Source organism: Rothia nasimurium (assembly GCF_928391935.1).
Lineage (GTDB): Bacteria > Actinomycetota > Actinomycetes > Actinomycetales > Micrococcaceae > Rothia > Rothia nasimurium_D.
In genome coordinates this window covers 79,594-104,908 of sequence record NZ_CAKMTD010000007.1, presented here as the reverse complement: position 1 = coordinate 104,908, position 25,315 = coordinate 79,594, and the positions used below count along the sequence as shown (strand labels likewise).

The window sequence follows — 25,315 nt, the reverse complement described above, 5'->3', positions numbered from 1 at the left end:
CTCGGCGGTGGATGACTCGGTGGAAGCCGGCGTTGAATGCTTTTGCTATTGTTTTTGGTGATCGGTTGCCGCAGGTGGCTGGTCGCTAGATTTGTTGTGGGTTTACACCGTTAATCTGACAGTCCCTCCGCATCAGTCAAGGCAATTTTTTGGTCGCCCAGTTTTACTGTATCCCTGAAGTTGCCGAATGGCGGGCAAATGAGAATAGCTTTATCACCAGCTGTGTTCCAATAGGCATGGTAGGCGAAGGTGTGGAAGTCATACTTTTCTTCAAAACCTGCAGGAATCTCAACCCCTGAACCGACAAAATCAAAGACATGACCCCGTGAGTATTTATTCAGAATCAGACTGGCTGGTGAGGCAATTTCAAACAAGATGGCCTTTCGGCAAGGTGACTACAAATTTGCTAATTTGATTATACCTGAGTGTAAAAGTTGTGACACGGCACCTGTTTGTTGCGGCTCGATGCATGATACTATGATTCAGTCCTCCCATCGTATGACAGGCTTGGTGGTTAGATGCCAACTATCGTTAGAAAAATCTCAAATTACAAAGATGATAAAGGTAACGAGATTATTGATTCAGGTGCTGCCCCTATTGAAGAAGGAATTTATATTCTCTTCACTGGTTCCGGAAACAAGGTAACTATTGATACAGCGGCACGGATTAAGAAATTATATCTGCGCTTTGATTCAAACAACGGTACCTTCAATATCGGAAGTAACGTCGGAGTAGCCCCTTTTCAAGGCAATATTAGGGTTGGCGAAGACTCCAACGTGACTGTCGGTAATAATGTTTCAACAACCAACGCTGTCCAGATCTCGGCGGTCGAAGGAACCAAGATATCAATCGGTAACGACGTGATGATTGCAGGCAACGTTAAAGTTCGCGGCGATGATGGTCATCCTATCTTTGATATTGAAACTGGCCAACGAGTTAATCCTGCTCAGAATATTACTATCGGTGACCACGTCTGGTTGGGAATCGATTCGACTATCCTAGGCGGAGCTATTCTAGGTTCAGGAAGCGTTGTAGGCACTAAGGCTCTTGTCACGAAGCAGTTCCCCAATAACGTCATTGTTGCTGGCGTCCCGGCAAAGGTCATCCGAGAGAATATTGCGTGGGAGAGACCTCACCTGTCAGTCGTCAAACCCTACTATAAGCCTGATTCTTCAACTATCCCTACAACTGACTGGTGGCTCCCAACCAACCATACAGAAGACCCTTATATCTAGGATTTTCTCATGCATATAAAGAGTGCTGGCACCTAATGGTGCCAGCACTCTTTATATGCATAAGCGAAAACCTACAGCTGGATAATCTCTATACGCTCGCAGGCGGCATCAAGAATGGTAAACCACTGCTTGCGAGATAATGCTCCAGTTGCCACATGTACATTAACGTATCGAGGCTTGTAAACATTGACCACTCGCAAGACAAATAAATCTAGAAGCGCGTAGTTATGTCCGTGCTTTATTTCAAGGACGGAGTTTTCGGAAGGCTCAGCCTGAAGATTGATGTAGATATCTAGGGTATCGCTACCTTCGGCAAGACGTGGGGAGTAGTCGTAGATGTTGAAAATCTTGTCGTTCAGAATGGGGTATTTGTGAGTCCCATCTTCAGAAGAGATCATTGTATTTGAGGGCAGGGTTTCGTTCCTGAAGAACTTTGTGTCAGCAGACTCAAATTTCTGTGTTTCACTAGTGTAAACGGTTCCGTCCGGTGCGAAGCCCACGAGCTCAAACTGAGAAGAAAGAATATCGTACTGGGTATCAAATGACTGATCCTCATTGGTTACAAGCAAGAAGCTTAAATCATTATGAGGGGCCAGCATTTGGAAGAAGTTGTTATTTTCTGACATGCTGTGCAGATACCAGTTGATATCTTCAGGTAGGTCTGCAACAGCGTTTGCACGAATCTGGAAACGAACGTAGTTGTTCTCCTCAAACATTTTGAAACTGGTGGTCTTAATAGACTGTGAGTCGCTAATGCCCATGAAGTTCCGCATAATGTTCAGCATCGTCGATAGAGACTTACGGGCAACTGCACCGTGTACCCCGTCAACTCGGTACTTGGTAATGTTCCTTGCTGAGCTAATGAATTCAACCTGGGAGTAGTTGCTCAGCTCATCGTTATTGGTGTAGAAGTAGTCGATTTTTCGATTCTCAGCGATATACCTACGGAGTAGGACCTCGGGCTGCACCGACTCTTGAATCTGCCGGGAACGGAACAAATTATTCTTGAAGAAAGGCTTGTTCATATAGTAGGGCAGATTCATCTGAGGAACGCCTACAAGCAGATGGGCCTTTGGGAACTCCTGGGCGTATATCAGGGCTATCGAGCCGCCCTTCGAAGCGCCGAAGAAAAGCATATTGTCATCAGCAACCTGGTACTTTTCAGCCAAGTCCTTAATCGCAGCCACTACGCGGGGGTAGAGAGAATCACCCGCGTTATCAGAAAGCATGTAGGTGCCAGATACCAGGTAACGGTCTTGGAAGCAGACCATGAGGGTTTCAGCTAGCTCTTCGTCCGTCAGGTTTTTGAGATAGCTGACTGCATAGGGAATGCGGGTAGTGGAAGGGCCAAAACCGGGGAAAGTAAAAATGATGCGCTTGGGATCAGTGGTATTACCGCGAATCGAGAAAAAAACATCTCCAAACTTCTCGACACCGTATTGGTCGTCGTAGCTAAGCTGCTGATCAGTAAAGAAGGGCAGATTAGAGAATTCAAGAGTGAATTCTGTGTCTAGATTCAGAGTGAAATCAGAAATGTTTGTTGAGGTCACAATGATGTTTCGGTACTGTAGCTCAAAGCCACGGGCAGGGGCTTCAACACGGTTACCGTACACGATGTCACCCGATTGGGTTAGAACGAAATCTTTGTTACTGAAGTTCTCCCAATCCTTGATAGTGAGCAAGGCATAGGACTTACCGGCCGGAAGAGGCTGCTGATCGAAGTCAGGCATGCGGTCAAAGATGGGGTGCTTTGCTACCTGAGCCTTGGACACAACAGCCTGTTGGACAGGTTGAAGTGGGGCAACTTGAGCTGAATCCCGAGTAACCTTGGATGCAGACTCTGTCGGGTTTACTCTGTTCTTCACAAATTTTTTGGCGTGGTAGGCCTTTTTGCGGAGCTTTAGGGCCTGGGCATTGAGTTCATGAACAAAAGACACTTAGGCCTCCAAAATGCGGTTGAAGATTCGTTCGTTGATACGAGTGGGGTCAACGCCCTCAAAGAACTGCTGTGAACGCTGAGCATAGAGCTCACGGTCTGTAGAGTATTCCTCGCCGACAATATACTGCAGTACGTTGTCGAGGCTGTAGAAAACTGGTCCTAGGCCCTCTTGATCGAAATCAACCCTATTTTCGTAGGGTTGGTCCTTGAAGAAATCTTCCTTATCCCACTGGTAGTACACGATGGGTTTGCCGATAAAGGCGCCATCCAAAACTACAGAGCTATAGTCCGTAAGAATGAGCTCAGATCCAGCAATAGCGTCGCCGTAGCTCAGGTTTGAGATTTCAATATTAGCCGGGGTATCAAAGCATTCGGCTCGCTTCAAGATATTGGGGTGGAGCTGCAACAGTAGCTTCTTCCCTGTTTTGGCAAGGTGCTCAGTGAGTTGCTCAGACTGGATGAAATCGTTGATTGATTTATAGAATTCAGTCTCCATGAAAGCCTCGTCAGAAAGGTTATGAAGATTGAAGCGCCAGGTAGGCATAAAGAGAATATGATCTTGGGTATTTGGTTTCTTTAGCAAGGCTTCCAAACGAGGAATGCCAGAGTTAAGGGTTTCTTTCGGCAGCAAGTTACCGAGGTAGTCTGCTTCTTGCTTACCGGTTGCGACGAAGACATCGAACTGCTTGGAGAGTACCCAGTCTGACATGTCATTGAGCTGGATACCGTGTTGCAAGTAGATGAAACGCGAGTTTCTGAAGGTCTTGCCCTTAAAACTGGGGCTGTAGGTCTGTGAGGAGATGAAAGCATCTGACCGAAGGTAGAGCTGGTAGAAGTCACGAGAGAAGAACTGAACGAGGTTGAACCCTTCAGCTTCTAGCCGTTCCCAGTCAGGGGACTTCTGATTCAAGGCAAAGTAGATGTTCCTAAACTCAGGGTGGTTTTCCTTAACGTAGCGGTAGAGATGTTCGGCGTTGTCATCAGCCTGCATGCCACGGTCAACAAAAATGAGAACTGACTCAGGAGTAATGGGACTTGAGTAATAGTCATACTCATCAGGCGAGGAGTACTTATCGTTGAGAGACTTAGGCAGCTCTTCACGGCAGATAGCAATTGACGCATCAGACGTCTCAAGACGATAAAGAAGCTTGTCAGATTCATTCTGTTCGGTGTTTTTACTGAACCTGAGGTAGTAATCGTAATGGGCCAGCTCGTTGAAGAGGAACTTATCGTTTGAGGAATCTGCTAGCCACTCAATGAAACCAACTTCAAAAGGATTGAGCGTTAGCGCCTGGGCGCGGGCCAGGTTAACCAGGTTATAGGTATCGACTATCTTGCGCAGGTGGGAGAAAGCCACTGCAGTTTTCTTGTATGTGCGGAAGCCCTTGAGGAAGAGAACTACAAGTTTTAGAACACCGAGTCTAAGCTCTACGTTGGTGGTACCGAAAGCAGGGACTAGCCGCTTGACCTCGTCCTTGATTTCGAGTCCAATACCAATTTTGGTAACCGAAGAAACGCTGTAGCCCATTTCAAGCGGCTTTACCTTGTTAATCGACCAGTAGACACGGTAGGTGAGGTAGAGGCTCTCAGGATCGATATCGTTGTAAATATCGACGGTTTCTAACAGCAGTTCGCGGTTAAAGATGTATCCGTAGTAGCCGGTGTCTTTGTTGTAGAAGTAGGTGTTATTGAGCTTGGCGTAGTCGAACTCTTCAGGGATAGCTGAGTTATACATGAAGGGTTCTGCCAGGTAGATGTTTTTCCCTTCAAGGTACTTAAACATCGTAGGCATAAAATTAGGTGAGAGTATATGATTCTCGTTGATAAAGATGACGTACTTTGAGTTCGCATTGGTGAGAGTTTCCTGAATATCTGCGATGCTCAGGTGCTGGTCACATTCGAGGATTTCAAATTCAGATGAGTACCTCAACTTTGAAGCGACAAGCTGCCGATACAGCTTGCTTTCTTTATCGATTGCGCTGTCACGTTCAAAAACTATGGTTATGAGTTTTTCATTTTCCATTGTGCCCCTAATTCTGTGGTGGGTTAGACCTTGCGACAGAGTTTCGCCTAGCCCACTGTAGAAACTGCCTCATTGATGGTCGAAAGTTATCTGACTAACTTGCTTCAGTTTACCGAACCCGTGAGTGCGATCCGGGAGGTAACGTGTAGGCTCAAGTTTACACCTAAAGGGAGGGGCTAGGAGATGACCTGATAGCCCCCGAGGTGTGTGAACCTGCGAACCTGTAGAGTCCCTCTGGCGCTGGCTGTTTGAGGTAGTAGAGATTGGGGACATTTGGGTGCTTATCCAGGTATATGTGGACTTGCACATCATCGATCTTTTCCTCGATCCAAAGAGCTGGGAGGGGCTGTTCCTCGGCAGCCATTGGCATAAACCTTACATGCAGGAGTTCTTGGCCTTCGCTTTGATATCTTACCCACTGCTGTAGAGGTGGGAGAGAAGGTTTTTCCCAACACAAGAGGCTGTGAATCGTTTGGTTGTGGGCTTTTCGAGAAACGTTTGTAGTTTCGTCGAATCGGTACAGATGGACAGTTTGCGAAAGGCCCTGGTCTTGTATTTGCCTTGCCGCCTCTACGATGGAGTCATCGTTAGAACAGAACAAATGTAGCTTTGAGATTCCTGCACCGGTGCGACCTATAAGCTCAGCGCTGGAATATCCAGCTCCGGATAGGGGTGAGGTCGTAAGGAGGGCAGCTCCGGGAAGGGCTTTCGCTATGTCCACAGCCAAATCAGAAGAGTGATTGATTCCAACTACGGTGGTTTGGTGCGCAGAGAGCTTATAGCGTCGCATGACTTTGCGAACTAGTTTTTTAAGTCTGACCTTGACGCGTTCTACTTGGTACGCAGAGTCTTGCTGATAGAACAGGGGATTCTGAACACAGAGGATAAGGAGGTCTTGGCTGGTCGCAAGGATGGGCCCAATAGCGGTGTGAGCTGAGTTAACGGTATCTTGCGAAATAATCGAATCGCCACAGTAGATTAGCAGGCGTTGGGGAGAGACTGCCTTGCCTTCAAAGCAGTACAAGAGGCCATCTGAACGCTTCAGGCCGAAGGTGTTTTCGTAGTTCACCTGTGCAGATGAATAAATGGGGTATCTGCGCGGCTTATTGTTTTCCAATTGCACGTCAGCAGTGCCTAGTGGATGAGAATCCGAGTGGATACTACCTGTATCATCTGCAAAAATCTGGGCCTCGAAGTGGCCGTTTGGAGACTTGCTACTCAAGGTCAAGTTCTTCACAGGGAATGTAGCCGGTTGCGCCTGAAGCTGGGCTATCCGTGTACCCACTAGAGTGCCGTCTTGGAAGATGCCGAATGTTACTGTACCCCGCCCCGCCGGGAGGGTAACCTCGGCATCTACAAAATAGTGCCCTGCGAACTGTCCTTGAGCTGCTTTACCGTAAGCATGTTCCAGCAGCCCCATCTTCCGGTAGAACCAGTTCACAGCCTTCCGAGTGTAACAGTAGTTCAATAGATGGCGCAGCAACCAGCCAGCAACGGGGTTAGCAACCAGCAGGGAACACAATAATTTCTTGCCCATCTCTACCTACCCTCCCTAGAAGATGCTGAAAGCACTAGCTCGAATAGTTCTTTCATCCCCTGTAGGGGGTCAACCCCTCTGTAGAAATTCAGGACGCGCTGGGCATACTCTTGTGCTGGATTATTCGGCTCCTGCTCCTGAAGGTAGGCTACGAGAGTATCAGCGTCCTCAAAGACTGGTCCAAGGCCGTCCTTTTCAAAGTCTAGCCGGGGGAAGTAATGCTGGGAATCAAAGAAGCTCTCCCGGTCCCACTGGTAATACAGCACCGGGGTTCCTATGTAGGCTGCGTCGAGTACAGCAGAACTGTAGTTCGTCACAACCTCGGTTGCCTGCAAAAAGGCTTGCTCATAGGAGCCTGTCCACAGGTTAAATCTCTGATCGCCCTCAAAAGCACTCTCAAACTTTTTAAAGACCGGGTGCAGAAGTAAGGAAATGCGGCCACCAGTAGCCTGGAGGTCCTTCCCCAGTCCCTCGTGGGTGAGCAGGCCATGGATTTTTTGGAAATATTCAGTCCTCGTGAACTCTTCAACTGACAGTTCCTGCATTCCATACCGCCAGGTAGGCATTACAAAAACATGGCGTCGCTGTGAGGTACGGCTGCCTACGCTCTCCTGCTGGAGTGCTGCATGGCGCATCGCCAGGTGATGAAGGCGCGGCTGGCCAGCTACAAGCACCTGCCCTGGAAAATGCTTTTCAAGGTAGTCAGCTTCATCAGCACCAGTTGCAAGGACGTAATCAAAATGCTTGGTGTGCAACCATCTGTTCATATCGGTAAGCTGCACCCCGTGTTGCAGGAAGACAAGCCGGCAATTTGAGTAGTTTTTTCCTGACCGGGTCGTTGGGTAAAGGTGGGAAGAAAATACTACATCAGCTTCAAGGAAGGCAGCGTAATAATCCTCGCTCATGGCCTCGACCAGGGTAAAACCATCAGCCTCTAAACGAGGCCAGTCCTCGGAATCCCTATTCAAAGCGAAAACAATCCGATTGTACTCTGGGTATTCCTCCCGGAACATGCGGTAGGCGCATTCTGCATTGTCACCGGCTTGCTCTGGCCGATCCATAAACAGAATCGTGGAGTCTGCAGTGATGGCCTTGCTATACCAGTCATAGCGGGCAGGATCCTGGGCCGTCGTCTTTTGAATCTTAGGCAACCGCAGCTTGGTGGCAGTAAGAACAACATCTCGAAAAGCCAGATTCAACCCTGGGCTACCTGCGCTGGAAGCTGCTCTGCCGTCGTCCTCAAGGTGAAAGGTGAGGAAAATATCGCAGGCGTCGGTCTCCTTGAAGAGGTGGAGGCTACTAGCCTTGCAGCCTTCCGCAATCCATCGCACCAGGGCAACAGGCACCGGGTAGAGTGCTTCATCGGTATCGCTGACCAACTCCTGCAGGGCATACTCCCTCACTAGCTGCCCGGTATCAGCCCACGAGGCATCCGTCCTACCAGCCACAAAGGCTCGGTTGAGCTCCCCTAGCAGGGTAGAAAGATGCCGAAGTCGTTGGTCTTCATGTTCGGCATCAGTAATGATGGTCGGGTACATTGCCGAATCCTGGTGTGTGCGGTGCGGGCTATGTGTGCTGTACAGACTACTGGGCTGGAGTCACTGGTTTAAGTTATAGATATTCTGGGGGTAGACATATGGCCGATGAGAACCCCATTGGCCAAAATCTCTAGGGTGTCGACTTCCCAGGTGTGGTCCTGGCTAGTAGCGTCACCTTCACGAACTTGGATGAAATTGGATGAGTCTGTTGAGTAGATTCTATAACCTGCATCTATGCATCTTTCAAGAAAGTCGGTATCTTCACCGACTGTTTTACGTGCAAAACCGAGTTCTTTAAAAATTTCTGCCCAACCTGTTATAGTAGGGCCCGCTACAAAGGAAGTCGCCTGCTTTTCATGGCCGGGCTGGTACTTGACGTAGAGGTCCTCAGACTTGATGTACATCAGCCTGGTATGTTTTCCGACGATATGCGCGTGGGAGAGCTTGAGGAAGTTGATTTGGTCCTGTAGGTAGTAGGGACCGTAGATATCGTCATCGTCCATCTTGCTGATAATCTGCCCGCTGGCCTTCTCAACAAGGGTGTTGAGGCACTCGCCCAAGGTAAGTTTCTTCGGCAGCTCAACGACCTTGACTGCGACGCCGGGCAACCCTTCAGTTAGTTGTTTCAGCTGATCGGGGGTAAGGGAGAAGCCGTGGGTTCCTAGTACTAGTTCAATGTCAACACCCTGCTGGTTGGCGACATTATTAATGATGTTAGAGAGCTTGTCAGGACGCACCGTGGGGAGTACGAGGGATACCAGGTGCTGGGAAAGTATGGATTTGTCATCGGGGTCAGCCTCAATCCCGATGGCTTCGAGGATAGCCTTGGCCCGGTGAGAGTAGGTGTGTTCTTTCCAGATTTTGCGCTGGGCTTTGAGGACTACTTTTCTTCGGAGTTCTTCTGAGTTCAGCAAGGCTCTAATGTAAAGTTCGGCCTCACGTTCGTCGTTGGCGATGTAGACCTCGTCAGCGTCAAAGTAGGTTCTGATAGCTGCTGAGCTACCACTGACGACAGGGGTGCCAGAAGCGATCACTTCGAAGATCCGGCGGGCGCACATGGTAGGTGAATCAACGACTGAGTTGACGTTAAGAATCACCTTGTGGGCTTTGTAGGCGGTGAGCATCTGGCTATAGGGGACGGAACCAATGACGTGGGCGCTGTATTTTGCAGGGAATTGGTAGCGTTCTTCGTGGCCGAAGAAACGGGAATAGATTTCGAAGCCGTTGTAAGTTTTTTTTGCAGCCTGTTGGGCCCCGGCAAGCAGATAGTCCATTTGTTTTCTGCGTTCGGGGTATTTGTGGGCGAAGTAGGATCCTGCGAAGGCTACACCGCGATCATGCTTGCCTGCGAGAGGGACGACGGGGCTATGGATTTCGGGTTGGGCGGCAAAAATGAGGGTGTGGATGTTCTTGTGCCCTAGGTCGCGCTGGTAGTCGGGGATTTTGTTGCAGTCGGTGGTAAAGACGTAGTCAAAGAGCCGGGCGCTGTTGATAAAGTCGTGGTAGTGCGGGGGGTCTTCTTTGTTCCAGAATACAGTGGGGATGCCACGGTCAGTGCAGTAGCTGACGAGGGAGATAAGGGGGATTGAGGGAGAATTGGGGCCTGTGAGGTGGCTCTTCCAGGCGCCAGAGTTACCTGCCCAGGCTGATTCGACGAGAAGGAAGTCGATGGGGGTGTTCTGGAGTTCTTCATACCAATTCTGGGGGGTGACTGGGATGAGGTTGAATTCGGGGTCCCAGGCTTGCCAGGAGAAGTCATCGAAGATAGCTGCGACGTTTACGGTGGGGTAGGTCTTGGTGTAGTCGAGGGGCTTGGTATCTGCGTAGTGGAGTTGATAGCCGGCGGGAGTGTTGAGCTCAGTCTGGACGGGGACAGCTTCGAAGGGGACGTCAACGAGCGTGGTGAGGCCCTGTTGACGGTTTTTGCGGTATTCGATGAGGGCGCGGGATGCGCTGTAGCCAGATCGCTGGAATTTGCGCATCTGGGGGACGCCTCCCCTGCGGAAGTGCCAGAAGGCTCTGCGATAGTAGGAGAAAAAATCTGAAGGATTATTGTATTTCGCCACGTCCCTGGACTCCCTTGAAGTGAAACCGGTTGCTGAATATTTACGAGCAACTGGTGCCTGAAAACCAGGCTTCTATAATTGTAGGCTTTTCAGGCTGAGCTGAGGACGGAACGCTCCGGCACCTGCTAGCGTCTAAGGGGAGTGAGGCCGGGAAATCTTCGCTACAGGCTTTGCGGAAGGCGAATGTACATTTGAGAATGTGGGCTATGCCGTCTTTGGCCTTGGCCTGGGAGAAATCTCTAGTCCGGTACTATTGGGTAAGTATCAAATGGGTAGAGATACATTCGCACATTACCGTTTTACCAGGGGCTAAAACACTCATGAAGAAGCATGTCCTTGATTCCTTGCAGGACAATCGAGTTAAAGGCTACCAGCCTACCTTCTCCGTCATTATCGCGTTGTATAACGCTGAAGAATATTTTGAGAGCACTATCAAGGCCCTGTCAGCTCAGACTATTGCCCAGGAAGAGCTTGAGTTCATTGTTGTGAATGACGGCTCCACTGACTCATCTCTGGCTTTGGCTCACCAGTGGGCTGACCGCGACCATCGCGTGGTTGTTGCTTCAAAACCGAATCGGGGTATCGGTAACACCCGTAACGTTGGCTTGGCACTAGCCCGGGGTAAATGGATTACAGCGGTTGATCCAGATGACCTAGTCAACAAGCATTATTTCGAAGAGATTTACCGTTTGATGCAGAACGACGTTGAAGACCAGGTTGCCTTGTATTCAACCCGTATCTACCCTACGAACGGGGCGAACGGTTGGTTCCGTGATAATCACCCGCTAGGACAAAAGTTCAGGGGAGGCAACCGTTTCATATCAATGGTTGAGGACCCCAACACTTTCCAGATGGGTGCCACTTGTGTCTTTAGGAAGAGCTTGGTCGATCAGTATGGTCTGACATACGACGAATTGCTCAAGCCTACCTTTGAAGATGGCCATCTGATTGCCCGGTACCTGTGCCACTTCGAAGATCCCGTAGTTGGTATTGTTTCTACCGCTCATTACTACTATCGGCGCCGTGTCGATGGTAGCTCAGCTGTGCAGAGCGGATGGAGCAAGGTAGAGAAATTTACCGTTCAGCCTCAGCGGGGTTATATTAGCGTCCTTGAGTACGCTCAAAAGACTCTGGGCCATACCCCTGACTGGTTGGCTGCAATGGTTCTGTATGACCTTGTGTGGTACTTCAAGATTAATAACCAGATGGACAGCCCTGTGAATTGGCTTGATTCCAAGGTTTCTAATGCCTTCATGCAGGCGTGCCAGAAGATTTTTTCGTACATCAGTCTTGAACAAATTATTCTTTTGAAGCCTAACGCCCCTATTTTTGCTCTGCGTGAATCGTTCGTCATCGGCTTCGGGGTGGATGGAATTAGCACTCGATTCTATATTTGGGGGGAGACTCCCGACGGACTGCTTGACATGAAGCTCTTTACCCGAGGCGGCGTCGAGAACTTACAGACGAAGATCAACGGTGAACCTGTTGATATCAAGATCGACGGCACTAAGATTTACGAGTTCTACGATAATCAGGTCATGCTGGAGGTCTCATTTAGGGTTCCCAAGGAAGGTTTCCAGATCTTTATCGATGGTAAAGCCGTTCGGAACACCTATGTCCGGGTTAAGCCTAAGCAACTTCCTGTCAGCACCCTTGCCGCCAAACTCAATAAGAATATAGTTCTTCGCGGAAAGGTCTACTCCAAGGCAGAAAAGATTCAAGAACGCCTATTTGTTGAGTCTCTGATTAGGGAAGAGGCTCAGGCTCTGGTGCTGGCAAAGAAGGTCCCTTCAGCCTTTAAACGGGCCCGTCGCAAGCTGACTGCTAAAGCTGAGTCCGTGGCAGCTACGCAGTTTGCCACTTTGCACACAACCCTGCCAGGTGCAAGTAGGTGGAGCGAATCGCGTTCTTCCCAGATTGTGCCGCAACCTGCCGTCAATAAATATCAAGATTGTTGGTTGCTTCTGGATCACCCTGACAGGGCAGATGACAATGCTGAACATCTCTACCGGTATTTAAAACAGAACCGGCCTGATATCAATGCTTACTTTGTGCTTGCACCTGCCAGCAAGGATTACCAGCGGTTGCATACTGAAGGTTTTGACCTGATTCCTTATGGCTCTGATGAGATGTACAGGGCAGCAGATTCTGCTTTGGTCGTTGCTTCATCGGATGCTGTTCGCGAGTGTATGTACCTGAAGCGTAAGGGGCCTGGAACCTATAAGTTCATTTTCTTGCAGCACGGGGTACTTTTTAATGATCTATCGACCTGGCTGAACCCCAAACAGATTGATTTGATTATTTCGACTACCCAGCGCGAATATGACCAGTTTGTGTGGGACCGCTCCCGTTACAAGTACACCACTCAAAATGTTGCTCTGACTGGCCTAGCCCGCTATGACGGGCTGATGGCTCAGGTGGAGAAAGCCGGTAAACCTCAGGAACAGCGGTTGTTGGTCATGCCTACTTGGCGTCGAGACCTGAAAACACAAATGGCTGCTGCTCGTTCGTTGGCGCAAAAACTTGAGATATTTAGGACGTCAGATTTCTACTCCCAGTGGAAGGGATGCCTGGACCGGCTAGAGGCAACCGGTCAGTTTGCGGGGATTTCAATCTTGTTGCATCCCAATATGGCTGACCATATTGACGTGTACCGCCGTGCTTTTGGCGTTGAGGTTCTTGATGGTTCTCAGATTTCGTTCCAGAGCACAATCGTTCAGTATTCCAGTTTCTTGACTGATTACTCGTCGCTGATGTTTGACTGTCTGTATGCAGGGCTCAGCGTTGCCTACTACCAGCCAGAAGCCCTGTCGGTGTCTTCTGGGTCCCATACCTGGAAGTCAGGTTTTGTTGATTATGAAAGCCTTGACCTGGGCCCTGTTCTGAAGAGTGAGGACGAGCTTGAACGTTGGGCAATCTCGTTATCCGTAACAAAAGCTGATAAAAGGCTGGAAATTTTTAGATACGTTGATAGCATGAACTCACAGCGTATTTGTGCAGCCATTGAGTCTGTAGTGGCCGGTGATTTCGGTAAGGATTCAACCTTGGACGCTACTCTCTCTGAGGCGGTCACAAATCGACTGCAACAAGAGTATAGAGAAATTTCCGGTGGTCCTGCCTCAACTATCCCCCAGAGGAGCGGGAGATTGCGCCGGTTCTTTGGTGGGCTTTCTGCGCAATAAATTGTAAAGTCTGCTCAGCTCTTTCCCACATTACACATTCGTACCTACGAAGGAAGTACACAGTGAAGAAGCTGAACGTGCGTAAGCGTGTTGCTGCCTCTGCCTTGGCCCTCACCATGTCTTTTGGTGCTCTGGGCCTTGGTTTTTCAGGCGCCCAAGCTACTGACAACGTGATTGCCGATGAGGCGCTCAAAGCATGTGTCAACGCAAATATCAATGAGTACCTGAAGACTCGTATTCCCTCTGAAAGTAACCGAGCTTTGAACGCTCCTGTTACTCAGACTGAGGTCCAGGAATACCTGCGCAATCCTCTGAATTGTAGCCCCGCCAATCTGACAGACCTTGGAGCTTCAAAGCAGAGTGTTTCCAGTCTTGAAGGCCTGCAGTATGCAATCAATTTGCGAAGCATCAACATTCGTAATGATGCGGCTCCTGTGAATCAGCGGATCAGCGATATGTCACCGATCGCTAAACTGCCGACCTTGCACACTGTTAACCTGCGCAGCAACAACATTGCTACCCTTCCTGCTGACCTTTCTGGAATGCGCAGTCTTCAAACCTTGACACTGGATAACAACGATCTCACCAGTATCGCTCCAGTTGCAGGCTTAACCAACCTGACAAAACTTGAACTCCAGTACAACAGGATTACTTCTCTTCAGGGCGTTGAAAACCTGAAGAATCTCAAGCAGCTGCTGATTGGTGGAGCTAGCAAGAGCACTGGAAAGATTAATCAGGTTACTTCTCTAGAGCCGCTTCGGAACTTGACCGAACTGGAAAACCTCACTGCTGATAACAACTTGATTACTGACTTATCTCCCCTGACTAATCTCAACAAGTTGAGCCGAGTTATCCTGGCGAATAACAATAGCCAGGAGCGTTTGGGGACAAAGCCAACTGTCGTGATGGATGTATCCCCCCTGGCTAATAAGCCTCTGACAACTCTTAACATTAATTACAACTGGGTTGATAATATTTCAGCGCTGTCAACCATTACAACCTTTGGAAACCCTGACCTGTATGACCCTGAAGTTCCAGGCAGGGCAGGTAAGGTTTCTGTTATGGGTAATCGTATTGCGGACCTAACCCCCCTCAATGCTGTGCCTGCAAGTGCTCGAGCAATTGATGGCCAGGAACCCTTCTCTACGGCTGCTCCTCGCACTGAGGTAAACGGTAATACCGAAATCGATATCTCTGGTCTTAAGAATGTTGATGGGACCATTGTTAACGTAAGTTCAGTCGTGATCACCGGCAGCAAGGGGAGGACAATTGTCAACCCCCAGATTGTCGGAAATAAGATTGTTATTCCGGGCACTTACCCTGTGGAAATCGTAGTGAATTACGTTATCAAGGGGGCAGTCACAGGCGGTTCAGTGATGACTTTGTACCAGGCTGCAGAGACTCCTGCTCCTGTTGAGCCCACTGTTGCTCCCGTTCAGCCGACTGTTGCTCCTGTTGAGCCGACTGTAGCTCCTGTTGAGCCGACTGTTGCCCCTGTTGAGCCGACTGTTGCTCCTGTTGAGCCTACTGTTGCTCCTGTTGAGCCTACTGTTGCTCCTGTTGAGCCTACTGTTGCTCCTGTTGAGCCTACTGTTGCTCCTGTTGAGCCGACTGTAGCTCCCGTTGAGCCCACTGCCGCTCCCGTTGAGCCCACTGCCGCTCCTTCCGAGTCATCGGTCGCTCCAGTTGCTCCCGTAGCTCCTGTTGTGACTGCTGCACCGGTAGCACCTGTGGTCAAGCCTTCACTTGAGAAGGTAAAGGCTGAGAAGCCCTTCGTCTACGAAAACTGCGCAGCAGTACACGCTGCTAAGGCCGCGCCAATCCGTGAAGGTGACTACGGTTGGCACAAGTCCCTCGATGCAGACGGTGACGGAGTAGGCTGCGAAGTTAAGCCCGACTACGAAAACAAGAAGAACACCACTTCAAACACCGTAGCCCAGGCAGAAAAGAAGGCAACCAGCCAGAAGAAGCTCGCAAATACCGGCGCTGATACCGCCGTACTCGTTGGCACCGGCCTCGCCCTCCTGGCAACCGGCGCAGGCGCCTTCATGGCAGCCCGCCGCCGCAAGGCCTAAGACTAAATAAAATTATTTAGCAAAACGCCCGGCCCCTTCCTTTCAAAGCAGCTTTCAATAAGCGCACAGAAAGAGGGGGCCCGGCGATTTGCTTCTGATATGCAAAAATATCTATAGCTGAATCAGAAGTACCTACCAACCCATCACCGCCATCAACCGTGACGCCATGGCAGCCTTCATCTACCGCTACAGCACCCGCTAGCCCCAAAGAAACGTAGAAAAATAAAAGTCCCGGTTTCTAGACCCTTACATCTAGGACCGGGACTCTATTTACCCTCAAAAACATAACAGCCCCGGCAGACGGCAAAAAACCGAAGGTAAATCACCAAATAACCTCAACACCATCCGCCAGGGCCTAGTGACCCATTCTAACGATGTATCTACAATAAGTAGAACCAGCAGTATCAAAAAGGTATATTTTCAAAGACAAGAACCACCTACCCCCCCGTATCAGCAAACGACGGAAAGAAACAGGACGCATGACGGCACACCCCCTCCGCACCTACATCTATGGCTCCTGCGTCACCCGCGATATGCTCGAACTCGCCGACCCCCAAGAAATCGAAATCATCGGCTACACCGCCCGACAATCCCTTATCTCCATCGGCCGCAACGCCCTCGTCCACTGGCCAGCAGGCTACGCCCTCACCTCCCGCTTCCAAAACCGCCAAGCCCGCGCCGACTGGGAAGGCACCGCCTGGGCCAGCATCCAAGAAGCAGCCCCCACCACAGACCTCCTCCTCATCGACCTCACCGACGAACGCTTCGGCGTCTACTCCTTCAACGCCCACCAAATAATTACCCGCACCGCCGACATCCTCAACACCCCCCTCGAAACAGCCTGCGCCCCTGCCCAACACCTAGAGTTTGGCAGCGACCACCACTACGCCTGGTGGGAATGGGACGCCCGAATCTTCATCCAAAACCTCAAAAACACTGGACTCTTCCACAAAACCATCGTCGTCAAAGTGCCCTGGGCCAAAACCACCGAAACCGGCAGCCCCATCCCCGTCCGCGTCGGCCACCAACCCGACGACGCCAACCAAGCCTACGAACGGTACTACCGCTACCTCGAACAAGCAGGCCTGCGCACCATCGACCTCACCGGCTACCCCGTCTTCGGCGAACCCTACCACCAGTGGGGACTCGCCCCCTACCACTACACCCTCGACGTCTACCAGACCATGATCGAGCAACTTCGCGGCCACATCACAGAGCTCTACCCTGACCGCGCAACCACACCCACACCAGAAGAACCCACCCCCGCCCCCAGCGCCCTCCGCACCGTCTGGTTCTCCGCCCAAGAATTTCTAGACTCCGTCGACGACCCCACAGGCACCCACACCATCACACTCGGCGGCCACCCCACCAGCATCGCCTTCAACCGAAACCCCCTCACCAGCCAGCCCTCCAGCATCCCCCTCTTCTTCAGCGGCGCCATCATGGACCGGGCCAACAACCAGCCCCCCTTCTTCAGCGGCTACGGCATCGCCCGCACCCTCAAAACCCCCATGATCGCCATATCAGACCCGCTAGTAGACGAATCCCCCGACACCAACATCGCCTGGTACACCGGCAGCTGGGGGAGTGGCTTCCAGGAAGAACTCACCCAGCTTCTCCGGGGACTCATCACCAAATACCAGAAAAAACTCGTCCTCGTCGGCGGCTCAGCAGGAGCCTACGCAGCCCTCTACTACGCCATGAAAACCGGCCCCGGCGCAAGCGTCCTCGCCTGGAACCCCCAAACCGACATCACCCGCTACAAAGAACCCTTCGTAACCACCTACCTCTCAGGCGCAGGCGCGCCCAAGGAACTCACCAGCACCAAACCCCAGAATGAATCCACCAAGGCAGGGGAGTGGCAGGACGCCGTCCACACCTGGGCAGCCGACGGCACCCTCGACCTGTGCCTCCCAGTCATCACAGACCTATTAGCCACCGACCAGGCCCTCATCATCCAAAATAAAACCGACTGGCACCTAACAGACCACCTACAACCTTGGCTATCCAAAGCCCCCGCCCAACAGCAGATTGTCAACGACTCAGACGCCCACATCCTCGACCCCAACCACCTCATACTCATCAGCGACTACGCCCAAGGTCACGCCACCCTGCCAGCCGAAACCGTCGCCGTCCTCCTCGAAGAGATACTCAAAGACCGGGGAACTATACTAGATATCGTTGAGTAGGTGCCCCTCAAAGCCCTGAAGACTATACAGATTCAGCCCCTTGCTATCAGGAGCCTCCCTGCTCAGCCTCCCTGACCACCGCCTGAAAGCATGACCATGGCCCACCAGAAACGCCTCAACGTCTACGTCTACGGCTCCTGCGTCTCCCGCGACACCGTCGCCGCCATGGACCCCGAAACTGCCTCCATCGCAGGCTACACCGCCCGCCACTCCATCCTCTCAGAAGGCACCGACGCCTCCTATAAACTTCCCGACGACCTCGGCCTCAAATCAGCCTTCCAGACCCGCATGGTCCGTCAAGACTGGGCAGGCAACGCCCTTGAGCAACTCTTTGCCCACGCCCCCGATATCGATCTCCTTCTCTGGGACCTCACCGACGAACGCCACGGCGTCCACTGGTTCGTCACAGGCGAAGTAATCACCCGCTCCGTCGACCTACTCCGCTCCCAGCCAGCCCTCGACCTAATCGAACCCAACACCCGCATTGGCTTCGGCAACGACCTCCACTTCGACGGCTGGGCCGACAAAACCACCGAATTCGTCAGCCGTCTCCGAGATGCGGGGCTCCTCGAAAAAACCCGCCTCATCAAGATCAACTGGGCCACAAAAACCACCACCGGCGAAGACGCCCCCTACTCCATGGCCCTTACCCCTAACAGTGCCAACAAGCTCTACCAGCGTTACTACCAGCACCTTGAAAACCTCGGGGTGCCCGTCATCGAAGTGCCCCAAGAACTTGCCCTCGCCGATCCCGAACACATCTGGGGAGCTGCCCCCTTCCACTACGGGCCAGCCACCTACCGGTACATCATCGAAGCCATTCACCACACCATTACACCCCAGCAAGAAACCAACACTGCCGTGCTCACCCATTCAGAACTCACCGCCCTCGCAGGACTCCTCGACGTCACCACCAAAGACCACCTGCGGACAGCCCTCAGAGATAGCCTGGCAGCCTCCCTGGGCGAAATCCTGCCAGATGGCGATAGTAACCCCACCACCTACCCCAAAGCCACAGCAGAAGCCCTCTGGATTACCCACATGCTCAGTGAGGCCCTCACCGACGTAAACTGGGCCAACGTGTGGCTCTACCACGGAACCCTGCCCGTCTTCCAATTCCGTTGGAACGGCAAAATCGTCGCCATCGATGTACGCCTCACCCGCGACCACGACAGCTACTACCTCAACATCAAATCCTTCATTCGAGGCGGCAACATCGCCACCGACGCCCCCGATATCTTTCCGGCAACCTTTATTGCCACCCACACCGAAGCTGATACCACCGACCTTATCTACGAGGACGAAGCCCCAAGCCTGCTTGAAGCCTACGACAAAGCACTCAGCTTTATGCAAGAGTTCACAGGATACTTTGAAGGACAGATCGGATAGCACAATATACCTTGCGCCGGGTTTCAAGCCTGCTGGACTAAAAAGTTCTAGTCTCCCCTTGAAGTGAAAATCTAGGGCGGGGTAGAATTGTTTTGTGACGAAAAAACGCGACCTAATTAAGAATATTAATCGCGCTGCCAGGGAAAGAGGACTGGAGTTCAAACAGAAGCAACGTAAAGGTGGGCGCCATGACGTCTATGACCTCAACGGTGAAACAATCGCGATTCCACGGCACAATGAAATCAACGAACTAACAACCCTCTCTATCTACAAACAGGCTGCAACCCAGCTCGGCAAGGACTGGTGGAAGTAAAAATGGCAACTAAAAACTACACTGTCATAGCAACAAAAAACGGCAACTACTGGCACCTAGACATCGATGGCCTGCCCCAGGGGACGCAAGTGCGCAGGCTATCTGAAGCACAAGAAACAGTTGCAGACCTGGTCAGTATTTTTACTGATGTACCAGCACATGATGTGACAGTAGATGTACGCATCCAGCTCCCCGAAAATGTTGCCAGCATCCGGAAAGAAGCTGATGAATTATTTGAGCAGGCCAGAATCTCAAATGCGCTGGCAGCTGAACGTTCTCGCCAGGCGGCAAAACTGCTTAAAGAACAAGGAATGACCCTCAAAGAAATTGGCCAAGCTCTCGACGTCTCATATCAGAGAGCAGCCCAACTTGTATCAGCATAAGGTCACCATTTAGACCTGAGCATAGGAAAACGGCGGCCTCCCCTTGCAGGGAGGCCGCCGTTAGTGAGCTAGGGGAGGGGCTTACTTGTAGGAGCCCAGCAGCACTGCCGCGCCGCCGTCCACGCCCTTAGCGCCCTGAACGTAGTCGGGGTTGGTCTTGTGCTCGCCAGAATCCTTCTGTGTAAAACATGGGACTGGGCAGTCTTACACAAACGATACTTCCCGGAGGGCGCTACCTTTGGGTCACATTGGAGGGATTCCTTCTTATTTAATGTATAGGCTTCAACGGAGCCTAAACCAATCTCAACCTGAGAAAATTATTCATTTGACAAGGGGTAATAGAGGTTGCCCACAGGGTTCTTTTTATTTAATCAATCGCTTTGAAGCTGATAAGTTAGAAACAACACGCTGTTCTGCAACCTTCAAGTCGGTGTTCGTCAGCTGCGCCCGGAGGTCGAAAAGGGAGCCGGTGCATCCCGGTACCTTAAATGCCTAGGAGCCCCAGAAACAAGCGGAACGAAACGGCGGCCTCCCCTTGCAGAGAGGCCGCCGTTTGCGGAACTAGGGGAGGGGCTTACTTGTAGGAGCCCAGCAGCACTGCCGCGCCGCCGTCCACGCCCTTAGCGCCCTGGACGTAGTCGGGGTTGGCCTTGTGTTCGCCGGTGTCCTTCTGCACGGTACCCAGCACCCAGGAGGGCAGGCCGCGCTTGTTCAGGCGCTCAACGGCCGCATCAGCAACCGACGGGTCAACCACAGCAATCATGCCCACACCCAGGTTCAGGGTGCGTTCCAGGTCAGCCTGGGGCACAGAACCCAGCTCACCGATTAGCTTGAAAATCGCCGGAATCTCCCAGGTGGAACGCTCCACCACACCCACGGTGCCCACCGGCAGCACACGGGCCAGGTTAGCGGCCAGACCGCCACCGGTCACATGCGAGAAGCCGCGCACACCCGAACCGGTCTGCCCGTCCTCACCGTTGACCGGGAAAGCCTCAATCAAATCCAGGCAGTCAGCGGTGTAAATACGGGTGGGCTCCAGCAGCTCCTCACCCAGGGTACGGCCCAGCTCGGCAACCTCGCGCTCATACTCCCAGCCAGCAACCGACAGCACCTTGCGCACCAGGGAGTAGCCGTTGGAGTGAATGCCGCTTGAAGCCATAGCAATCAGCACATCGCCCTCGCGCACACGGTCGGGGCCCAGCAGTTCGTCAGCCTCAACGATGCCGGTAGCGGCACCGGCGACGTCGTACTCGTCCTCAGCCAGCAGGCCGGGGTGCTCAGCAGTCTCGCCGCCCACCAGGGCAGTACCGGCCAGGGAGCAGCCCTCAGCCACGCCGCGCACAATATCGGCGATACGCTCAGGCACCACCTTGCCGGTGGCAATGTAGTCGGTCATAAAGAGGGGGCGGGCACCGGTCACCACGATGTCATCCACCACCATACCCACCAGGTCATGGCCAATGGTGTGGTGGATATCGAGCTTCTGGGCAATTGCCACCTTGGTGCCCACGCCGTCGGTGGACGTCGCCAGGTAGGGCTTGCGGTAATCCTTCAGCACAGACAGGTCAAAGAGGCCAGCAAAGCCGCCCACGCCGCCCACTACACCGGCCCCGTGGGTTGCCTTGACGGCGTCCTTCATCAGCTCAACCGCGCGGTCGCCCGCCTCGACGTCAACACCAGCGGACGCGTAGGTTACAGCAGTCTTGTTCTCGCTCACTTTAGGCCTCTCCATCAGTGCCACCGGTAGCAGCACGCTTATCTTCGGGTAAAACTAGGGATTCAAGATCAGAATCCGGGCCGGGCTCACACCCACCGGCACCGGACCCAGCCGGCACCTCAAACTTCTTCTCCAAGGTAGCCGTGCCCGGGCGGGTCTCAATAGACACAGCCTTGGCATGATCAGGCTTATGCGCCACCGGACGCTCCACCGTCACTTCAGCGGCAGTACCGGCCAGAGGCCCGCCCTTGGAATCATCAAAAATGGACTTGCCACGGCGGTCTTCGCTGGGTAGCTCAATGGGGTACTTGCCGGTAAAGCAGGCGGTGCACAGGCGCTCGCGGGGCTGCTCGGTTGCGGCAATCATGCCGTCTTCCGAGATAAAGCCCAGGGAATCAGCGCCCAGGGACTTACCAATCTCTTCAATGGTCAGCCCGTTAGCAATCAGCTCGGAACGGGAGGCAAAGTCAATGCCGTAGAAGCAGGGCCACTTAACCGGCGGGGAGGAGATACGCACATGCACCTCTTTAGCGCCTGCCTCCCGCAGCATACGCACCAGGGCCCGCTGGGTGTTACCGCGAACGATAGAGTCGTCAATAACCACCAGGCGCTTACCCTCGACCACAGAGCGCAGAGGGTTGAGCTTGAGCCGAATACCCAGCTGGCGGATGGTCTGCGAGGGCTGAATGAAGGTGCGGCCCACGTAGGCGTTCTTGACCAGGCCGTTGCCGAAAGGAATACCAGATTCTTCGGCGTAGCCAATGGCGGCCGGGGTGCCCGATTCCGGGGTCGGCATGACCAAATCGGCCTCAACCTTGTGTTCGCGGGCCAGCTGACGGCCCATCTCCACGCGGGATTCGTAGACGCTGCGGCCCGAGATAGTGGTGTCAGGCCGGGCCAGGTAGACGTACTCAAAGACACAGCCGGCAGGCTTGGCTTCGGCAAAGCGCTGGGAACGCAGGCCGTCCTCGTCAATGGTGATAAATTCGCCGGGCTCAACCTCCCGCACAAAAGAGGCCCCCACAATATCAAGGGCGGCAGTCTCAGAAGCGATGACCCAGCCGCGATCCAGGCGGCCCAGCACCAGCGGACGCACCCCCTGGGGGTCGCGCGCGGCGTAGAGGGTGTGCTCGTCCATGAAGACCAGGCAGAAGGCACCGGACAGGGTGGGGAGCAGATCGAGGGCAGCCTCTTCCAGGCTGGCAAAGTCATGATCCTTCAGCAGGGCAGTCACCAGGGCTGTGTCGGTGGTATTACCCTGGGCCAGCTCGCCACGTTCAGGCCGCTTGCCGCCATTCTTAGCCAGCAGGCGGTCGTAGAGGTCGGCCGAGTTGACCAGGTTGCCGTTATGGGCCAAGGCCAGGGTGCCGTGGGGGGTATCGCCCAGGGTCGGCTGGGCATTCTGCCAGATGTTGCCGCCGGTGGTGGAGTAGCGGCAGTGGCCGATGGCCATGTGGCCGCCCATAGAGTTCAAGGTGGCCTCATCAAAAACCTGGGAGACCAGGCCGATATCTTTATACACGCTTAGGTGTTTGCCGTCGCTCGTGGCGATACCGGCAGATTCCTGGCCGCGGTGCTGGAGCGCGTACAGGCCGTAGTAGGTCAGTTTTGCAATATCCTCGCCCGGGGCCCACACACCAAAGACGCCGCATTCGTCTTTAGGGCCGTGGTCAACAGGGTCGAGATCGAAGGAAAGTTTTCCGTCAGGACGAGCCAAGGTAGGGGTTCCGTCTCTTTTACTTGGTGGTTATCTCGCACGCGCAGGCTAGGGGTGGCCCTCGTGAGCAAGCGAACATATCAAGTGTACCCTGCAACACAAACAGGGCCTAGAAAAAGCCCACCGTGTGGACTAGATGTTTCACTGTTTCTACACGGTGGGGAGGTTCAGGGGGGGTGGCTACTCGCCGGTGCTCTGGGCGGTGTAGGTGGTGGTGCGTCGGGTCGAACGACGTTCAAGCACCAGGGCCAGTAACAGGGCCAGGACGGTGCAGACGGTACCGCACAGAACAGCCATCACCCCGTAGACCGTCCCAAAAGTGTACTGGGCGTGCTCAGGGCCAAAGGCCGTGACGAAAAAAGCCAGAATAAGGCCCAGCAGTAGGCCTGTGATTGCGAAGGCAGGTAAGGACGGGGCACGCCGCACCGTGAGCTGGGCCCGGTCAGGGGCCGTCGCCGGCGCAAAATGCTGGCCGGGGGCTGCCTGCTTCTCAGCCTCGGTGAGAGGCTTCTCTTCCTTAGCAGAACGACGGAACTTCGACATAAAACTCATAAGTCACCAGCCTACCTAATCTGTCGCAGGGGCACTACATCAGGGGCAGAATGCTACTCACATCAGACCGCACCCCCGAGGCAGAAAGGCGGGCGGAGGCCTCCTCCCAGGGGAGAGCCCCCAGGGCCAGAGCGCACCAGGTCAGGGCGTCCGTCTCAACAACATTCGGCGGTGTACCACGCGTATGGCGAGGCCCGGCAATACACTGGGTCACCCCAAAGGGCGGCACCCGCACCTCCACAGAATTGCCAGGCGCCAGGGTCGCCAGCTCCTCCAACAGATAGCGGACGGCCGTCGCCCGGGTGGGCCGGGCCAGGGCAGCAAAAGCCGCCTCGGCCTCAGCGCCCAGGGGAGAGGTACCCGCAGGCAGGCCAGAAAAAACCTGCCTGACCTGCGCGACTGCAGCCTGGCCGTCCGCCTCAGAAATCTTACGACGCGGGGCCACTAGAGCAGGCCCTCAAAAGCAGAACCCGGCTCAATCGCCCCCACCGGGCGGCCCCCGCCGGTAATAGGCAGGGTACTGGCTTCAACAGCCCGATCAGCGGTTGATTCATCAACAAAACCAGCCACCTGCAGGGCCCGCACCGCCACAAGGGAAGCTGCGCGATTAGAACCATCGAGCATCTTCACCGCAACCGAAGCACCAGAGCGTAAACCAATTGCCAACACGCCTTCAGCCCCCCGCTTGACCACGGCGTCCAAAACCTCACTCAGAACCGTGTCAGAACCACCGTGCCCGTGCACAAACTCGGGGTAATCAACCATAGCCGTGGCAACCGTAGCAGCCCGGGCATCAGCCTGAATATTCTCAACAGCTGCCCCCAGGGTTGAATAGGCCTTCGCCAAACCAACCAAGGACGTCGCGGCCAAGGCCGCCCCACACCCGTCCACCGTCACAGCCTGGGGCTTCTCCCCGGTCAAGGCCTCAATCGTCTCAAGTACCAGCTGCTGCAAGGGGTGGTCAGTCTCAAGATAATCCTCAAGGGACCACCCCGACTTCACACAAGCCCACAAAAAGGCCGCGTGCTTGCCCGAACAGTTAAAAGCCAACCGCTGCTTCCCATGACCAGCCTTCACCAGCGCATGGTAGCTAGGCTCATCAGCAGGCCAGGCCGGGGGACACTGCAAAGCATCCGCCGTCAAACCAGCCTCCTCCAGCACCGCCTGAGCCACCTTCATATGCTCAAACGACCCCGTATGCGACCCCGCCGCCAGGGCAATCTGAGCCCCCTGCAACTCAGCCCCCGCGTTCATCGACGCAATCGCCTGCAGGGGCTTGAGGGCAGAGCGGGCATAGACCAGGGCCTCGGGGTTCCCTAATTCCAGGACGCGCTCGCCCGCCGGAGACAGGACGACCACCGACCCCACATGCCGGGACTCCACAAAACCCCCGCGGGTCACCTGAGCCAGCTCCACTGCCTGATTCGCCTCAAAAGTATGCATGAAACCAGTCTAACGCC

The 25,315-nt window shown here is 53.4% G+C and carries 18 protein-coding genes; 7 read left to right on the top strand and 11 right to left on the bottom strand.

The annotated features are described in order from the left end of the window. Window positions 1-110 precede the first annotated feature (110 nt). Window positions 111-374 carry a hypothetical protein gene (locus tag L7A15_RS08375; protein WP_237212403.1) on the bottom strand — a complete coding sequence of 88 codons (264 nt, stop codon included), beginning with the start codon at window positions 372-374 and terminating at the stop codon, window positions 111-113. A gap of 144 nt (window positions 375-518) precedes the next feature. Here L7A15_RS08375 and L7A15_RS08370 point away from each other — a divergent pair, with 144 nt between their 5' ends. Further along, window positions 519-1,235, top strand: coding sequence for an acyltransferase (locus L7A15_RS08370; RefSeq protein WP_237208707.1), 717 nt, complete (start codon window positions 519-521; stop codon window positions 1,233-1,235). 71 nt (window positions 1,236-1,306) lie between these two features. On the opposite strand, the gene L7A15_RS08365 is transcribed toward L7A15_RS08370, so the two are convergent. From L7A15_RS08365 to L7A15_RS08345, 5 genes are all read right to left on the bottom strand, one after another. Then, the gene (locus tag L7A15_RS08365; protein ID WP_237188283.1) at window positions 1,307-3,172 is read right to left on the bottom strand and encodes a hypothetical protein; all 1,866 of its coding nucleotides are present in this window, start codon (window positions 3,170-3,172) and stop codon (window positions 1,307-1,309) included. Further along, a complete protein-coding gene (locus L7A15_RS08360) occupies window positions 3,173-5,104 on the bottom strand; it encodes a CDP-glycerol glycerophosphotransferase family protein (RefSeq protein ID WP_237212401.1) in 1,932 nt (643 codons plus the stop codon). Between the two features lie 256 nt (window positions 5,105-5,360). After that, the gene (locus tag L7A15_RS08355) at window positions 5,361-6,734 is read right to left on the bottom strand and encodes a hypothetical protein (RefSeq protein WP_237208709.1); all 1,374 of its coding nucleotides are present in this window, start codon (window positions 6,732-6,734) and stop codon (window positions 5,361-5,363) included. Window positions 6,735-6,736: 2 nt separating this feature from the next. Next, on the bottom strand, window positions 6,737-8,272 hold the full coding sequence (locus L7A15_RS08350; protein ID WP_237208710.1) for a CDP-glycerol glycerophosphotransferase family protein: 1,536 nt from the start codon (window positions 8,270-8,272) through the stop codon (window positions 6,737-6,739). Between the two features lie 68 nt (window positions 8,273-8,340). Beyond that, window positions 8,341-10,338 (bottom strand): glycosyltransferase family protein, encoded by a 1,998-nt coding sequence (locus tag L7A15_RS08345; protein WP_237208711.1) that lies wholly within the window; start codon window positions 10,336-10,338, stop codon window positions 8,341-8,343. Window positions 10,339-10,658: 320 nt separating this feature from the next. Here L7A15_RS08345 and L7A15_RS08340 point away from each other — a divergent pair, with 320 nt between their 5' ends. The 6 genes from L7A15_RS08340 to L7A15_RS08310 all read left to right on the top strand — a co-directional run bounded on the left by L7A15_RS08340 (window position 10,659) and on the right by L7A15_RS08310 (window position 19,869). Beyond that, entirely contained in the window at window positions 10,659-13,520 is a 2,862-nt protein-coding gene (locus L7A15_RS08340; RefSeq protein WP_237188289.1) for a bifunctional glycosyltransferase/CDP-glycerol:glycerophosphate glycerophosphotransferase, read from the top strand. A gap of 62 nt (window positions 13,521-13,582) precedes the next feature. Then, window positions 13,583-15,595: a leucine-rich repeat domain-containing protein gene (locus L7A15_RS10690; RefSeq protein ID WP_272878641.1), complete on the top strand. Its 2,013-nt coding sequence runs from the start codon at window positions 13,583-13,585 to the stop codon at window positions 15,593-15,595. Between the two features lie 479 nt (window positions 15,596-16,074). Beyond that, a complete protein-coding gene (locus L7A15_RS08325; protein ID WP_237208712.1) occupies window positions 16,075-17,784 on the top strand; it encodes a DUF6270 domain-containing protein in 1,710 nt (569 codons plus the stop codon). Between the two features lie 96 nt (window positions 17,785-17,880). Then, window positions 17,881-19,173, top strand: coding sequence for a DUF6270 domain-containing protein (locus tag L7A15_RS08320; protein WP_237208713.1), 1,293 nt, complete (start codon window positions 17,881-17,883; stop codon window positions 19,171-19,173). A 94-nt stretch (window positions 19,174-19,267) separates the two neighbouring features. After that, entirely contained in the window at window positions 19,268-19,486 is a 219-nt protein-coding gene (locus L7A15_RS08315) for a hypothetical protein (protein ID WP_237188293.1), read from the top strand. A 2-nt stretch (window positions 19,487-19,488) separates the two neighbouring features. Further along, entirely contained in the window at window positions 19,489-19,869 is a 381-nt protein-coding gene (locus L7A15_RS08310; RefSeq protein WP_237208714.1) for a hypothetical protein, read from the top strand. Window positions 19,870-20,443: 574 nt separating this feature from the next. On the opposite strand, the gene purM is transcribed toward L7A15_RS08310, so the two are convergent. The 5 genes from purM to L7A15_RS08285 all read right to left on the bottom strand — a co-directional run bounded on the left by purM (window position 20,444) and on the right by L7A15_RS08285 (window position 25,298). Then, entirely contained in the window at window positions 20,444-21,586 is a 1,143-nt protein-coding gene (gene purM, locus L7A15_RS08305) for a phosphoribosylformylglycinamidine cyclo-ligase (RefSeq protein WP_237208715.1), read from the bottom strand. Window position 21,587: 1 nt separating this feature from the next. Continuing rightward, on the bottom strand, window positions 21,588-23,303 hold the full coding sequence (purF, locus tag L7A15_RS08300; protein WP_237208716.1) for an amidophosphoribosyltransferase: 1,716 nt from the start codon (window positions 23,301-23,303) through the stop codon (window positions 21,588-21,590). Window positions 23,304-23,483: 180 nt separating this feature from the next. Continuing rightward, entirely contained in the window at window positions 23,484-23,855 is a 372-nt protein-coding gene (locus L7A15_RS08295; protein WP_237208717.1) for a hypothetical protein, read from the bottom strand. 34 nt (window positions 23,856-23,889) lie between these two features. After that, window positions 23,890-24,300: a sterol carrier family protein gene (locus L7A15_RS08290; protein WP_237188299.1), complete on the bottom strand. Its 411-nt coding sequence runs from the start codon at window positions 24,298-24,300 to the stop codon at window positions 23,890-23,892. Further along, window positions 24,300-25,298, bottom strand: a complete 999-nt coding sequence (locus tag L7A15_RS08285; RefSeq protein WP_237208718.1) for an asparaginase — start codon at window positions 25,296-25,298, stop codon at window positions 24,300-24,302. The genes L7A15_RS08290 and L7A15_RS08285 overlap by 1 nt, the downstream gene beginning before the upstream one ends. Window positions 25,299-25,315 lie beyond the last annotated feature (17 nt).

Coding starts and splice junctions, on each gene's coding strand:
- L7A15_RS08325 (WP_237208712.1), top strand. CDS start 16,075: ATGACGGCACACCCCCTCCGCACCTACATCTATGGCTCCTGCGTCACC.
- L7A15_RS08370 (WP_237208707.1), top strand. CDS start 519: ATGCCAACTATCGTTAGAAAAATCTCAAATTACAAAGATGATAAAGGT.
- L7A15_RS08285 (WP_237208718.1), bottom strand. CDS start 25,298: ATGCATACTTTTGAGGCGAATCAGGCAGTGGAGCTGGCTCAGGTGACC.
- L7A15_RS08310 (WP_237208714.1), top strand. CDS start 19,489: ATGGCAACTAAAAACTACACTGTCATAGCAACAAAAAACGGCAACTAC.
- L7A15_RS08350 (WP_237208710.1), bottom strand. CDS start 8,272: ATGTACCCGACCATCATTACTGATGCCGAACATGAAGACCAACGACTT.
- L7A15_RS08340 (WP_237188289.1), top strand. CDS start 10,659: ATGAAGAAGCATGTCCTTGATTCCTTGCAGGACAATCGAGTTAAAGGC.
- L7A15_RS08355 (WP_237208709.1), bottom strand. CDS start 6,734: ATGGGCAAGAAATTATTGTGTTCCCTGCTGGTTGCTAACCCCGTTGCT.
- L7A15_RS08295 (WP_237208717.1), bottom strand. CDS start 23,855: ATGAGTTTTATGTCGAAGTTCCGTCGTTCTGCTAAGGAAGAGAAGCCT.
- L7A15_RS08320 (WP_237208713.1), top strand. CDS start 17,881: ATGGCCCACCAGAAACGCCTCAACGTCTACGTCTACGGCTCCTGCGTC.